10 protein-coding genes are annotated in these 14637 nt (G+C 74.1%); 9 read left to right on the plus strand and 1 reads right to left on the minus strand.

Annotation, left to right across the window (positions count from 1 at the left end; genetic code table 11):
* Positions 1-110 precede the first annotated feature (110 nt).
* Positions 111-1808 carry a carboxylesterase family protein gene (locus ABD339_RS11410; RefSeq protein WP_344564878.1) on the minus strand — a complete coding sequence of 566 codons (1698 nt, stop codon included), beginning with the start codon at positions 1806-1808 and terminating at the stop codon, positions 111-113.
* 589 nt (positions 1809-2397) lie between these two features.
* Here ABD339_RS11410 and ABD339_RS11415 point away from each other — a divergent pair.
* The 9 genes from ABD339_RS11415 to ABD339_RS11455 all read left to right on the plus strand — a co-directional run bounded on the left by ABD339_RS11415 (position 2398) and on the right by ABD339_RS11455 (position 14629).
* Complete coding sequence (locus tag ABD339_RS11415; RefSeq protein WP_344564880.1) at positions 2398-5223, plus strand: LuxR C-terminal-related transcriptional regulator; 2826 nt, start codon at positions 2398-2400, stop codon at positions 5221-5223.
* Between the two features lie 135 nt (positions 5224-5358).
* Positions 5359-7587: an anthranilate synthase family protein gene (locus tag ABD339_RS11420; RefSeq protein ID WP_344564882.1), complete on the plus strand. Its 2229-nt coding sequence runs from the start codon at positions 5359-5361 to the stop codon at positions 7585-7587.
* On the plus strand, positions 7584-8807 hold the full coding sequence (locus ABD339_RS11425; RefSeq protein WP_344564884.1) for a 3-deoxy-7-phosphoheptulonate synthase: 1224 nt from the start codon (positions 7584-7586) through the stop codon (positions 8805-8807). The genes ABD339_RS11420 and ABD339_RS11425 overlap by 4 nt, the downstream gene beginning before the upstream one ends.
* 96 nt (positions 8808-8903) lie before the next feature.
* Positions 8904-9704, plus strand: a complete 801-nt coding sequence (locus ABD339_RS11430; RefSeq protein WP_344564886.1) for a 2,3-dihydro-2,3-dihydroxybenzoate dehydrogenase — start codon at positions 8904-8906, stop codon at positions 9702-9704.
* Between the two features lie 29 nt (positions 9705-9733).
* The gene (locus ABD339_RS11435) at positions 9734-10435 is read left to right on the plus strand and encodes an isochorismatase family protein (RefSeq protein ID WP_425575957.1); all 702 of its coding nucleotides are present in this window, start codon (positions 9734-9736) and stop codon (positions 10433-10435) included.
* Positions 10425-11054: a UbiX family flavin prenyltransferase gene (locus tag ABD339_RS11440; RefSeq protein WP_344564888.1), complete on the plus strand. Its 630-nt coding sequence runs from the start codon at positions 10425-10427 to the stop codon at positions 11052-11054. The genes ABD339_RS11435 and ABD339_RS11440 overlap by 11 nt, the downstream gene beginning before the upstream one ends.
* Positions 11055-11181: 127 nt before the next feature.
* Positions 11182-12609 (plus strand): non-oxidative hydroxyarylic acid decarboxylases subunit C, encoded by a 1428-nt coding sequence (locus ABD339_RS11445; protein WP_344564890.1) that lies wholly within the window; start codon positions 11182-11184, stop codon positions 12607-12609.
* On the plus strand, positions 12606-12935 hold the full coding sequence (locus tag ABD339_RS11450; protein WP_344564892.1) for a non-oxidative hydroxyarylic acid decarboxylases subunit D: 330 nt from the start codon (positions 12606-12608) through the stop codon (positions 12933-12935). The genes ABD339_RS11445 and ABD339_RS11450 overlap by 4 nt, the downstream gene beginning before the upstream one ends.
* Before the next feature lie 2 nt (positions 12936-12937).
* A complete protein-coding gene (locus ABD339_RS11455; RefSeq protein WP_344564894.1) occupies positions 12938-14629 on the plus strand; it encodes a hypothetical protein in 1692 nt (563 codons plus the stop codon).
* Positions 14630-14637: the final 8 nt, after the last annotated feature.

Raw genomic sequence — 14637 nt, forward strand, 5'->3', positions numbered from 1 at the left:
CTGCCGGAGGCGGGCACCGGCCCGCGGGACGGGAGCGGACGGTGGCCGGGCGGTTCGCTGCGGGGGCGGGGGCGGGGCCGGGGCCGGGCAGATCGGTGTCACGGCCCGGGTCAGGGCCTGGGCACCCAGCCGGCCCGGTCCCAGAAGTCGAGCTGGCGCAGCTTCGGGGTGGCCGCGATCCGCGCCACCGGCTCGCCGCCGAGCACCAGGGAGCGCGGTGCGCGGGGCGAGAAGAGGGGCCAGTGGGGGGCGTGCGCACTGCGGGGCACGCCCGTGTGGGCGAAGGAGGCCACCAGGTCGATGAAGGTGGCCGAGACCCGGCGCTCCAGCGGCCCGTCCCCGTACACCGGCGCGTTCTCGGGGATGCCCTGGGTGCCGAACAGGAACGGGGAGGTGGCCTCGTGCGGCGTCCCGTGCCCCGGCGGCAGCACGGGGTGCGCGAAGTCCATGTGGTACTGCGGGGCCCGGCTCTCGTGGGCGCGGCGAGCCGCCAGCCGCAGGATCTGGTAGCGGAACAGCCCGTCGCCGTAGATCTCGGTGTAGAGCGAGAACGGGTCCTGGGGCAGCCCGTCGGCCCGCGCCGCGTCCCGGTAGGCGTCGAGCACGCCGTCCAGCAGGGTTCCGGGGACCTGCTCGGCGCCGAGCAGGAGGTAGTCCCGTGTCATGCGCCGCAGTTCGGCCTCCGTCCGCGGCGCGGGCGCTGTCTGGTCCGTGTAGAAGGAGCCCTCGGTACGGGTGTTGACCACCATCGTGGGCAGTCCGGGCGTGGGGAGGGCGTGGTCGTAGCCGGTCATCCACCGGCCGTCCACGACGGGCCCCCGGAAGTACCGGCCGCTGGCGACCGCGCGGGATCCCGGGTCTCCGGTGAAGCGGCCCTCCCAGGCGTCCATGACTTCCAGCGCCTTCCGCCGCCGCAGCCCGGGGACGGTGGTCCCCAGCTGATCGGCCACCGCCGCGTAGGAGGTGCGCGCGTCCTGGGGCGTGAGGGCGCCCAGCGGGCCCCAGATGTGTGCGGCGCTGACCGGCACGATGCGGCGGATCAGCTGCCGGGTGGACTCGCGCAGGGCCAGCTGCCACACGCTGGAGCCGCCCGCCGAGGTGCCGCACAGCGTGATGTTGTCCGGATCGCCGCCGAAGGCGCGGGCGTTGTCGTGCACCCAGCGCAGCAGCGCGGCCTGGTCCTGGAGCCCCCAGTTGGCCACGGCGTCTCTGCCTCCGGCGGGTCCGCCGTCTCCGCCGTCTCTGCCGCTTGTGCCGTCTCCGCTTTCACCGAATCCCTCGTGCAGGCCGAAGCCGAAGCAGCCGAGCCGGTAGTTGAACGTGACGACGACGAGATCGCCGCGCCGGGCCGGCGCCGTTCCGTCGTACGTCGGGTTGTTGCCCGTGTTGTACAGCCAGGCGCCGCCGTGGATGTAGACCAGCACGGGGCTGCGGCCCCCCGTATCCGGGCTCCAGACGTTGGCGTGGAGCGCGTCCTCGCTGCCGTCGCGGGCGCCCGGTGAGAGGAAGGGGCGAGAGAACTCGGCTGTCTCGCGCACCCCCGTCCACGGCAGCGGCGGCGCCGGCGGCGCGAAGCGCAGCCCGCCCACGGGCGGCCGGGCATAGGGCACGCCCCGGAAGACGGATATCCCGGACTCGCTCACGCCCCGGATCCGCCCCGCGGTGGTCCGCACCACGGGGCCCGGCGGCGCGGCTGCCGCGGTGCGCGGGGCGTGGCTCGCGGCCTCGGCGGGCCGCGCGGCGGCCGGGGTGAGGGCACCGGTGGCGGCCAGGGCCGCCGACCCGGTCAGCAGGGTGCGTCGGTGCACCGGTCACTCCTTCCGAGGGCCGGTGCACACGCACCGGCGGACGACGGGCTGCGGCTGCGTCAGCCACGGTCAGCCTCGTACGGAAGGGCCCCGCGCCACCTCACGCGAACGCGGGATATGCGCGGCTCGCGTGGTCTGCGGGGCGGATCGGAGCGGGCTGCGGACATCGAACTGGAGTGCTGTCTTCCGCCCGGGAATTCCTGTATGCATGGCGCTGAGCATCACGCTCACGCACAACTCGATCCCTGCTCGAACAGCTCGCGGAAAAAAATGGGAATCCACGGGGGGTGGATCAGCGAATGACGCTGCCGTGCCGCAAGTGCCCGACAGCGCCAAAGAGATCAAGCGTCACAGAGATCAGCCGACTGATTCTCGACTTTCCGACCGCGCCGACCCGCAGCGGCTCAGGAGTCCCCGGTCCTGAGCCATGGCCCACACCAGTGGCCTCTCGAAAATCTCCGTTGTGAGCACTGCCGTGCCCTGGACGCGCAATTCCGCGTCGTTTCTTCGCACCGTGCCGTCCGCGGGCGGCATGAGCACTGCTCACATCGAGGCCGGCGCCGGTCGCCATTCCGAGGGAGATGGGAAAGTGTCCGTAACCGTACTGACGAGGGCGGAGATAATCCAGACAGCGGGCCGGAGCAAAGAGCAGGGCCTGCTCCGCACCGCACTGGCGGAATTACGCGGCGGCACCGGCGGCTGCGTGATGATCGAAGGCCCTGGAGGCATCGGCAAGAGCCATCTGCTGGAGGCCGCAGCGAGCGAAGCGGCCCGGCTGGGCATCCGGATCATCGCCGCGGGCGGAGCGGGGGGCCCGCTGGCACCGCACACGGGCGGACCCGCCCTCGTCACCCACCTCGCCGAGCAGCTCGCCACCGACCCCGCCGGCCCCAGCCCGCTGGAGAAGGCCGAAGCACACGTACGGGAACTCACCCTCGCCCACGGCCCCCTCCTCCTGACCCTGGACGACGCGGACAGCGCTCAGGAGGCAACAGCACGGCGCCTGACCGCACTTGTGCAGCGCACGGAGGGCCTGCCCGTGCTGTGGCTGCTGGCCCGCAAGCCGACGCTCGCGGTCACCGCCGGGAGCCGGGCGCTGGAAGAGATCGCCGGCCACCACGCGACCCGGCTCCGGCTGGGCCCGCTGGAGGAGGCCGCGATCGACGAGATGGCCGTCTCCGCGTTCGGCGCCCCGATGGAGCCCCGGCTCGCCGAGCTGGTCCACCGCTCCGGCGGCGCGCCCGCACTGGTGAAGCTGCTGCTCGACGCGCTCTCCCGGGAGGGCCTGGTACGCGTCACCCGGGGGCGCGTGAGCCTGCGCAGCGACGAGCTGCCGCGCCGCGTCCTGGACGCGGTGGCGCTCAAGATGCACGAACTGTCCGACGACGCGCGCTGGCTGGTCTCGGCGCTGGCCGTCTTCGACCGGCCCTGCACCCTGCACGAGGCCGGTGCGCTGGTGGGCAGATCCACTCTCGACATCGTCGGCGCGATCCACGAGGCGCTCGGCATGGGCGTGCTGGGCGAGCGGGACGGGGAAGTGGACTTCTGCTTCCCGCTGGTGCGGGACGCGACCTACGACAACCTGCCCGAGACCACGCGCAGGGCCCTCCACCGGGAGGCGGCCACCCTCCTCCAGCGCGACGGCAGCCGCAGCACCGAGGAGGTGGCCCGGCACATCACCCTCGGCAGCAGACCGGGAGAGGACACCGCGGGCAGACTCTTCGCCTTCCTGGAGCGCACGGCCCGCTCTCCCCGGAGCATCACCGACTCCATCCGCCTGCTCGCCACCGCCGGCCACCACGCGGAGGCGCGAGCGCTGGTGGCCGGCGTCCTGAGCGGCACCGGGCCCCACGGCCCGGCCGCCGATCCGGCCGTCAAGATGCGCACGCTGCTGGCCGTCGCCTCCGTCTGGCTCTACACCGGCAGGAACGACGGGCTGACCGCGCAGGCCGTCCGCCGGCTCGGGGAGGGGGAACTCCCCGCGCCCCAGCGCGCCCGGCTGCTGGTCGCCGAGACCGTCGCCCACCTGTGTGACGAGGCTCCCGCTCAGTGCGGCGAGGCCCCCGCGCGGTGCGGCGAGGCCCTGGCGCGCCCCGCCGCCCTCGCCGCCGCGACCGCCACCGGCCGCCGCGCCCTGCGGCAGGGCGAGGCCGACGGGGACATGCTCTCCCAACTCCTGGCCGACATGCTCCTGAGCCGCTGCGCCCTGGAGTCGGGCGACCTCGACGAGGCCGTCCGCCGCGCCTGCGAGGGCATGCACCTGGCCCAGCTCGGCGGCAGCGAGACCGCCCACCACTACCCCCATCTGATGATGGCCGCCGCACTCGCCGCCCACGACGAACTGGCCGAGGCCGAGATCATGCTGCGCCTGGGAGAGCAGCAGGCCGTACGCAAGGGCGACACCTGGCTGCGCCCCATGTGGCACTACCAGCGCGCGCAGCTGCGGCTGGCGGCCGGGCGGCTCGCCGAGGCCGAGGAGGCCGCCGAACTGGCGGCGGCGGCCGTCGAACCGCGCAGCCCCGTCGGCTCCGCCGTCCTCGCGCTGCTCAGCCATCTCGCCCTGCTGCGCGACGACTTGTCCACCGCCCGCTACCACCTGCGCTGTGCGGCCCTGGGCCCGTTCGAGACCATGCACTCCGCACCCGAGGACCTGGTGTGGCGGCGCGGCCTGCTGCGGCACGCCGAGGGCGACATCGCCGGGGCCTTCAAGGAGCTGCGCCCGCTGTACGAGACGCTCCCGGCCCGCCCCCGGCTGCTCACCCGCGAACCGGAGGCGGCGGCGACCCTGGTGCGGATGGCGCGCTGCGCCGGATCCAGGGAGCACGCCGGGACGGTCGTGGCCGTCATGCGCGACCTGACGAGCCGTCACCCCAACATCCGGGCCCTCCAGGGCGCCGCCATGCACGCGGAAGGCGTCCTGCGCGACGACCAGCGCCTGCTGGAGCGCGCGCACCAGGAGCAGCGGCTGGCCCGGCGGCCCCTCGCGCTGGCCGCCGTGCTGGAGGACGGCGGGGTACTGTCGCGCGGCGCGGGCGGGCGGCCGCCGTCCGGCCAGGTCCAGCAGGCCACCGCCCGGCTGCGCCAAGCCCTGTGCCTGTACGAGAAGGCGGGCGCGGCCCTGCACGTCCGCCGGGTGCGCGGACGGCTGGCGGAGCAGCCCGCGCGGCCGAACGCGGCGCAGGCGGCGGCCACCGTGCCCGGCTGGGAGTCGCTGACGGAGGCCGAGCGGCGCGTGGGCACCCTCGTCGCCGAGGGGCTGACCAACCGCGAGGTCGCCAAGCGGCTGTTCCTCTCCCCGCACACCGTGGACAGCCATCTGCGCCAGTGCTTCGCGAAGTTCGCCGTCAACAACCGGGTCGAACTGACCAGGGCCGTGCTGGAGCACCACACGCCGGACGATCCCGAGAACACGTGATGTGCCAGGGTCCCGTGCCACGGGAGAGTGAGGAAGCGGTGGCGCTCTCAAGGGCGCGCCGCCCGTGGTCCTCCGGCCGCAGCCACACCGGCCAAGCGACGTACAGGGGGCCTCCTCACGCTGGAGGGAACGACCGTGCCAGTACGATCCTCACCCGCCCAACCCGACCTCCCCGCCTCATCAGCCCCGCCCGCCTTGTCCGTACCGGCCGCGGCGGGGGCACCACGCGCCGCGTCCGAGGCGGGCATCGAGCGCATCCTGGGACCCGACCCCGGGCCCTTCGCCCTCCTGTGGCGGCCCGCCGTCCACGGGCAGGACACCGTGGAAGTGCTCACCGGGCCCGTGCGGGAACTGCGCGAGCTGAGTGAACTGTCCTGGCACCGCACCGGGAACCCCCGATCCCGGGCGGTGCTCGCCCTGCTGCCCTTCCGGCAGATCGCCGAACGCGGCTTCGACTGCCACGACGGCAAGGAACCCGTGCTGGCCATGCTCGTCGAGCAGCGGGCCGACACCCCGGCCCAGGGCCTCCTGCCGCTGCTGGAGCGCCTGCCACTGGGGGAGGCCGAGGCCGCCTTCGACCTGGACGACGCCGAATACGCCGCGTGTGTGCGCCGCGTCGTGGACGAGGAGATCGCGACCGGCGCCGGCGCCAACTTCGTCATCCGCCGCACCCTGAGCGCGAAGCTCCCCGGCTACTCCCACCTGAGCGCGCTCGCCATGTTCGGCCGACTGCTGCGCCAAGAGGCGGGCGCCTACTGGACGTTCGTGATCCATACCGGCGAGCGCACCTTCGTGGGAGCCACCCCGGAGCGGCATGTGTGCCTCAACGGGGGCCGGGCCGTGATGAACCCGATCAGCGGCACCTACCGGCACCCCGCGACCGGCGCCGAACTGGAGGGCCTCGTCTCCTTCCTCGCCGACCGCAAGGAGACCGACGAGCTGTCCATGGTCGTGGACGAGGAGCTCAAGATGATGGCCGGGGTCTGCGCGCGCGGCGCCAGGCTGCGCGGCCCCTACCTGAAGATGATGGCCCGCCTCTCGCACACCGAATACCTGCTGGAGGGGGAGAGCGACCGCGACCCGGTGGACATCCTGCGCGCCACGATGTTCGCGCCCACCGTGACCGGAAGCCCCCTGGAGAACGCCTGCCGCGTCATCACCCGGCACGAGCGGGACAGCCGCGGCTACTACAGCGGCGTGGCGGCCCTCATCGAGACCGACCACCTCCAGCGCCCCGTGCTCGACTCCTCGATCCTCATCCGCACCGCGGACATCGACTCCGCCGGCACCCTGCGGCTGAGCGTCGGTGCCACGCTCGTACGCCACTCCGACCCGGCCTCCGAAGCGGCCGAGACGCGGGCCAAGGCCGCCGGGCTGCTGGACGCCACGGGTCTGCGGCTGGCCGGGGAGACCGAGCTGCCGGTGTCGGCGCCGGGGCGGGTGCCGAGGCCGACGCCGGTGCGGGTGCCGTCGCCGTCGCCGTCGTCGCCGGAGGGGGAGCGGGGCGCGGGCGTGGAGGAGGCCGGGACCGGGGAGCTTCCGTCCCCTCCGCGTATGCGCCCCGCGCACGCGCTGCTGGCCGGGCATCCGCGTATCCGCGAGGCACTGGAGCGGCGCAACGCACCGCTCGCCGGATTCTGGCTGGCGGACACCCCGAGGCCGGACAACACCCGCCGGGCGGACGGCACTCGGCGGGCGGGCCGCTCCGCGCCGGCGCAGCCGCTGCTGGGACTGGACACCCTGGTCGTCGATGCCGAGGACACCTTCACCGGCATGCTCGCCATCCAACTGCGCGCCTTGGGCGCGCGCACCACCGTCCTGCCCTACGGCCAGGCGGCGGCGCAGCAGCGCGGCGGCGGACGGGACCTCGTCGTGGTGGGCCCGGGTCCGGGCGATCCGAGGGACGAGGAGGACCCGCGCATCCGCACCGTCTCGGGCATCGTCGAACGGCTGCTGGCGGGGAACACCGCCTTCGTCGCCGTCTGCCTCGGCCACCAACTGCTGGCACGGCGGCTCGGCTTCGAGGTCGCTCCGCGCGCCCTGCCCCACCAGGGCTTGCAGAAGGAGATCGACTTCTTCGGGCGCGCCGAGTCCGTCGGCTTCTACAACTCCTACGCCGCGCGCGCCACCGCTCCCCAGGTCAGCTGCCCCGGGGTGCCGGGCGAGGTGCTGGTCTCCCGGGACCCGCACACCGGCGACATCCACGGGCTGCGCGGGTCCGGGTTCTCCTCGGCCCAGTTCCACCCCGAGTCCGTGCTCACCCGCAACGGCATCGACCTGGTGGCCGGCCTGGCCACCAGTGCCCTCGCAGGCCGTCCGGCGGCCGGCGGCCGAACCACCGACGACGCACGGAGGAGCGCATGACCAGCCCGGTGGGCCACCCGGCCACCCGTAACCCGGCCGCCGTCCGGCCACTTCGCACCGATCCGCCGCTCCCGGCGGTCCCGCCGGTCAGGGACGCACAAGGGCCCCGGTGGCGTGACCACCCCGAACTGGGGGAGATCACCGCACGGCTGGCCGCGGCGCCGCCGCTGGTGGAAGCCGGGGAGGTCCGGCGGCTGCGCGAGACACTCGCCTCGGTCGCGCGCGGTGAGGGGCTGGTCCTCCAGGCGGGCGACTGCGCGGAGAGCCTGGAGGAGTGCGGGCCCGTCCAGGCGGACCACCGGGTCAGCGTCCTGGGCCAACTCGGCGACCATCTCCAGCGCAGCTCGGGCCGCCCGGTGGTACGCGTCGGGCGGCTGGCGGGACAGTTCGCCAAGCCCCGCTCCCAGCCCACCGAGCGGGTGGAGGGCCGCGACCTTCCGGTGTTCCGCGGCCATATGGTCAACTCCGAGGTGCCGACGGCCGAGGCGCGCCGCCCCGACCCCCGGCGCATGCTGCGTGCCTACGAGGCCAGCGGTGCCGTCTTCGAGGCGCTGCGCGGCCATCGGGGCGAGCGGGTCGCGGGGCCCTGGGCCAGCCATGAGGCGCTGGTGCTGGACTACGAATCCCCCCTCGTGCGCGCCGATCCGCTCACCGGCGAGCCGCTGTTGACCTCCACCCACCTGCCGTGGGTCGGCGAGCGTACCCGGCAGCCGGGGTCGCGGCATGTGGCACTGCTGGCATCGGTGGCCAACCCGGTCGCCTGCAAGATCGGCCCCTCGGCCACCCCCGACGAGGTCCTGATGCTCTGTCAGCAGCTGGACCCCGAGCGCCTTCCCGGCAGACTCACGCTGATCGTCAGGATGGGGCGGGCCCGGATCTCCGAGGCACTGCCGCCCGTTGTCGCCGCCGTACGCCGGGCCGGCCACCCCGTGGTGTGGCTGTGCGACCCCATGCACGGCAACACCGTCAAGGCCGCGGGCGGTCTCAAGACCCGCTATCTGCCCGACATCATCGCCGAGGCCGCCGCCTTCCGCGCGGCACTGGACCGGCAGGGGCAGCACGCGGGCGGCGTCCATCTGGAGGTCGCGGCAGGCGGGGTCACCGAGTGCGTGGGCGGGCCCGTCACCTCCCAAGAGCGCCTCACCGAGCGGTACACGACCCTGTGCGATCCGCGGCTCAATCCGGAACAGGCCCGCCGCTTCTTGAACACCTGGGCCTGAACACCTGGGCCCGGGCCTGAAGACCTGGGCCTGAGCATCTGGCTCGAACACCCGGTCCCGGCGCTTCGGCTCCGGGCCGTCCGAAGGGGGAGAAGCATGAGCACCACAGCTGGAGACCCGGCGCCGCTGCCGGAGCCCGTCGCGCTCGTGACGGGCGCGGCCGGCGGCATCGGTGCCGCCGTCGCCCGTACGCTCGCCCGCCAGGGCATGGCCGTCGCGGCGGCCGACGCCGCGGCCGAACCACTTTCGTCACTGGTCAAGGAGGTGACGGAAGCAGGCGGCACCGCCCGCGCCTACGTCCTCGACGTCTCCCGCAGCGCGGACGTGGAGGAGACCGTCTCCCGCGTCGAGGACGAACTCGGCCCCATCGGGGTGCTGGCCAACGTGGCCGGAGTGCTGCGCCCCGGCCCCGCGCTGTCGCTGAGCGACGAGGACTGGACGGCGACCTTCGCCGTCAACACCACCGGCGTCTTCCACGTCTCGCGCGCCGTCGGCAAGCGGATGGCCGTGCGCCGCGCGGGGGCGATCGTCACGGTCGCCTCCAACGCGGCCTCCGTACCCCGCTCGCAGATGGCCGCCTACGGCGCCTCCAAGGCCGCGGCCACCTCCTTCACCAAGACCCTCGGACTCGAACTCGCCGAGTACGGCGTGCGCTGCAACGTGGTGGCGCCCGGGTCCACCGACACCCCCATGCTGCGCGGGCTGTGGCACGACGAGGCGGGCGAACAGGGCACGCTGCGGGGCGACATGGCCGCCTACCGGGTCGGCATCCCGCTGGGGAAGCTCGCCGCGCCGCAGGACGTGGCCGACGCCGTCGTCTTCCTGCTGTCCTCGGCCGCGTCCCACATCACCATGCACGACCTGTACGTGGACGGCGGCGCCGCGCTCGGCCGCTGACGACCACCGACCCCAAGGAGGCGTCCGCGGTGCGGATACCCGACAACGTGACCTACCCGATGCCCGACACCGGCCGCGCGCCGGGCGAGGGCGACGAGGCGGACCTGTGGCGGCTGGCCCCGGGGCGCGCCGCGCTGCTCGTCCACGACATGCAGCGCTACTTCCTCGACTTCTTCGCACCCGACGCGGCCCCCCGCACGCAGCTGGTGGCGCACACCGCCGCGCTCGTCGGGGCGGCCCGCGCCGCCGGGGTGCCCGTCCTCTACACCGCGCAGCCCGGCGCCATGTCCCGGCAGGACCGCGGACTCCTGCACGACGTATGGGGCCCCGGCATGTCCGCCGACCCCGCACACCAGGAGATCCTCCCCGAGGTCGCGCCGCGCGAGGGCGAGACGGTGCTGACCAAGTGGCGCTACAGCGCCTTCGCGCGCACCGACCTGCTCACCCGGCTCGCCGCACTGGAGCGCGACCAGCTGGTGATCTGCGGCGTGTACGCGCACATCGGCTGTCTGGTCACCGCCGTGGACGCCTTCACCTCCGACATCCAGCCGTTCCTGGTGGCCGACGCGGTGGCCGACTTCACCCCCGAATACCACGCCCTCGCCCTGGAGTACGCGGCGGAGCGCTGCGCCGCGACCCCCACCACCGCGGAACTGCTGCGGGCGCTGGAGGGCGCCCGTCCGGACGGCGGAGTGAGCGCGGCCCGTGCGGTGACCTCGCATGCGGGATGAGCGCGACGGCCGGGAGGCAGCGGCCCGGCCCCCGCGCCGGCTCGTCGTCGGCATGACGGGCGCGACCGGCGCGGTCTTCGGCATCCGGCTGCTGGAGGCACTGACGGCCGTGCCCGATGTGGAGTCCCATCTGATCCTCACCCGGTGGGCCCGCTCCACCATCGGTCTGGAGACGGACCGCACCGCCGCCGAGGTCGCCGGCCTCGCCGATGTCCACCACGGCGCCGACGACCTGGGCGCGACGGTGGCCAGCGGCTCCTTCCGCACCGACGGCATGATCATCGCGCCGTGCAGCATGAAGACCCTCGCGGCGCTGAGGTCCGGATACACCGAGGGCCTTGTCGCCCGCGCCGCCGATGTCACGCTCAAGGAGCGCCGCCGACTGGTACTCGTCCCCAGGGAGACCCCGCTCACCGAGGTGCACCTGGAGAACATGCTCACCCTCTCCCGCATGGGCGCCGTCGTCCTGCCGCCGGTCCCGGCCTTCTACAACCACCCGCGCACCATCGACGACCTCGTGGACCACCTGGTCTCGCGCGTGCTGGACCAGTTCGACATCCCCGCACCGGCCCACCGCTGGGAGGGCCTGCGCGCGGCCCGGCTCCGCGCCACCTCCTAGCGCCGTCCAGCGCCGTCCAGCGCCGTCCAGCGCCGACCAGCGCCGACCAGCACCGTCCTCCGGACCACGGACAGCCCCCACCCAGCCCGCACCCACGACACCCACACTCCCTGGAAGGCGGCGAACCGTGCCGTACGACGATCTCCGCGGCTATCTCGAAGCACTGGACAAGCACGGCCAGTTGCTCCGTATCGGGGAGCCGGCCGACCCCGAACCCGACCTCGCCGCGGCGGCCAACGCCGCGGCCCGCATGGGCGCCGAAGCACCTGCCCTGTGCTTCGAGAACGTCACGGGCTACTCGGCAGGCCGGGTGGCGCTCAACGTGCACGGCTCCTGGGCCAACCACGCCCTCGCGCTGGAGCTGCCGCCCAGCACCCCGGTCCGCGAACAGGTCGCGGAGTTCAGCCGCCGCTGGGAGTCCTTCCCCGTCGCGCCCGAGCGCCGCGCCGACCCCCCGTTCCTCCAGAACACGCTGGAGGGCGAGGACGTGGACCTCTACCGGGTGCTGCCGCTCTTCCGCCTCAACGCGCACGACGGCGGCTTCTACGTGGACAAGGCGGCCGTGGTCACCCAGGACCCCGAGGACCCGGAACACTTCGGCAAGCAGAACGTGGGCATCTACCGTCTCCAGTGCAAGGGCAGGCGCCACTTCGGCATCCAGCCCGGCTCCGTCCACGACATCGCCCGCCATCTGCGCTCGGCCGAGGAGCGCGGCGAGGACCTGCCGGTGGCCATCGCGCTGGGCAACGAGCCCGTCATCTCCCTCGTGGCCGCCGCCCCCATGGCGTACGAGGAGTCCGAGTACGAACTCGCCGGTGCCCTGCGCGGGGCCCCCGCGCCGATCGCCCGGGCGCCGCTCACCGGGATCGACGTGCCCTGGGGGTGCGAGGTGCTGCTCGAAGGCGTGGTGGAATCCCGCGTCCGGGAGATCGAGGGCCCCTTCGGCGAGTTCACCGGGCACTACTCCGGTGGCCGCAGGATGCCCGTCATCCGCGTGGACCGCATCTCCTACCGCACCGACCCGCTCTTCGAACACCTCTACCTCGGCCTGCCCTGGACCGAGATCGACTACCTCATGGGGCCCGCCACCTGCGTGCCGCTGCTCCAGCAGCTGCGCGCGGAGTTCCCCGAGGTGGTCGCCGTCAACGCGATGTACACGCACGGCCTCGTCGCGATCGTCTCCACCCGCTCCCGCCTCGGCGGCTTCGCGCGGGCCGTGGGGCTGCGCGTGGCCACCACCCCGCACGGGCTGGGCTACTGCAAGGTCGTCATCGTCGTGGACGAGAACGTCGATCCCTTCGACCTGCCGCAGGTGATGTGGGCGCTGTCCACCAAGTTCAACCCCACCGACGACCTCCTCCAGCTGCCGGGCATGTCGATCCTGCCGCTGGACCCCTCCTCCGACCCGACCGGAATCAGCGGCAAGGTCGTGCTCGACGCCACCACCCCGGTCGCCCCCGACCGGCGCGGCAGACACACGACTCCGGTGCGGGACCTGCCCGAGACCGGCGCGTGGCTGGAGCGGCTGCGCGCCCTCACCCAGGAGGTCCGATGACCGGCCCCGACACCGGCCCCGACACCGGCCCCGGCCCCGGCCCGGAAGGAGAGCCCGCCGTGATCTGCCCGAGGTGCCGCTCGGAGCACGTGGAGACCGTCACGGTCGCACCCCGGGGCGGAGTGTGGGAGGTCAGGCAGTGCACCCGCTGCTGGTACGCGTGGCGCACCACCGAACCGGCGGCCAGGACCACACCCGAGCTGTTTCCCGAGGAGTTCCGGCTGACCGGGCAGTCCATCGAGAGCGCACCCGAACTGCCCGCCGTGCCACCGCTGTTGGAGCGTCCGGACGGCGCGGCGGCGCGGGCGCGCGAGGAGAGGAGCTGAACATGGGGCAGGACGTGCACGCGACGTGGCCACGGCAAGGCGCCCCCACGCAGAAAGACAGCCAAGACAGCGAGGGCCGCCAAGACCGCAGGGGCCGCCAAGACGGCAGGGACAGCCAAGACAGTCCAGGCGACAAGGGCGATCCGGGCGGCCACCGGCACGGCAGGCGTCCGCTGGGCCGCCGTCAGGCGCTGAGCGGCCTCGCCGCCTCGGCCGGGGCCGCGGCGCTGCTCGCCCCCGGCGTCCCCGCGGGCGCCGCGGCCCGCATCGGCGCGGGGAGCGCCACGAGCGGCTCCGGCGACGCGTACGAGCCGCACTTCACCACCACCCACACCTTCCGCCCCGTTGACCTGATCGCGCCGCGCTTCCTCGACCACGACACCGGGCCGCTGCACCACCCGCCCGCACGGCTGCTCGCCCCGACCGGCCCGGCCGCCCCGTTCGCGGCCGTCATCGCGGACGTGGTCGCGCTTCCGCCGGGAGCCGGCGTGGCCCCGGGCCTGGAGACGGCCGACGGCCGCGAAGCGGTCCGGGTGCGCTGCCACAGCACGGGAACGCTGGCGATCGAGGTCGTGGGGCCCGGCGGTACCACCACCGTCGCGACGGTACGGGAGCGGCTGAGCGCGCCCTTCCGCCTCGCCTTCACGGTGACCGGCCACACCGTCGCCGCGTTCGTCTCCACCGGGTCGGCGCGCGGCGGGCTGCCCTGGCGGCCCCTGCTCACCGACAAGGGCGCGGTCGCGGCGCTGCTCGACCTGCGGCGGCCCGCGCTCCTCGGGCGGCTGCGCTACTCCTGCCGCAGCGACCGGGGCGCGGCCCTGCGGCGGCTGCGGGCCGGCCACTTCGGGCAGCTCGGGCTGCGCGACCTGCACCTGGTACGGGACGCGGGCGGGCGCCCGTACGTGCGCGGCGGCAAGGTCTTCTTCACGGCGGGCTGCGCCGGCGCGGGCTTCTCCCAGGAGGCCCACACGGGGGTGTGGGCGATGGACCCGGCCCGCCCCGAGAGCATGGAGCAGGTCGCCAAGCTGTTCTTCGCCCGCGACGGGCTGCTGTTCGGCGACCACGGCGGACAGCTCGTGCACGACCCGGCCCGGGACCGCTTCATCGTCCTCACGGTCGGCGGCAACCTGCCCACCCCCGGCGTGGCGATGTATCACACGACGACCTCGGCCGACGTGCTGCGCGGGGTCCACATCCTGCACGACCGGCCGCTGGAGGCGCCGTTCACGCGCAGCGCCTGGGACCCGGCCCTCATCCGGTACGAAGGCCGCTGGCACTGGGCCTATGTGGACGTCACCGACTACGAGCCCGAGCTGAGCTTCCGCCCGGTGCTGGCCGCCGCCGCGCCGGGCGGCGACTACGCGGACGGCATCGCCTTGCGCCGGGTGCCCAAGGGACCGCTCGACACGGAAGGCTGCCGCTGGCAGCGCTTCGGCGGCCGGCCCCGGCTGCTGGTGAGCGACCGGGCGCGCAAGACCTATCCCCGCTTCGACCTGTCGATGCGCCCGCGCGGCGCGATCGACGCCCCCTACCCGCTGGGCACCCCTTTCCCCCAGGTCTTCCCCGAGCCGGGCAGCCGGTCCGGTGACTGGCTGCTGGTCACCTTCGACGAGTCGATGTACGAGGAGACCGTGCTGTCCTACGGCACCCACGGCAAGGTCGTCACCATGCGCGCCCCGGGCCCGGGACGGTAGCCGCCCAG

The organism is Streptomyces axinellae (assembly GCF_039532135.1).
GTDB lineage: Bacteria > Actinomycetota > Actinomycetes > Streptomycetales > Streptomycetaceae > Streptomyces > Streptomyces axinellae.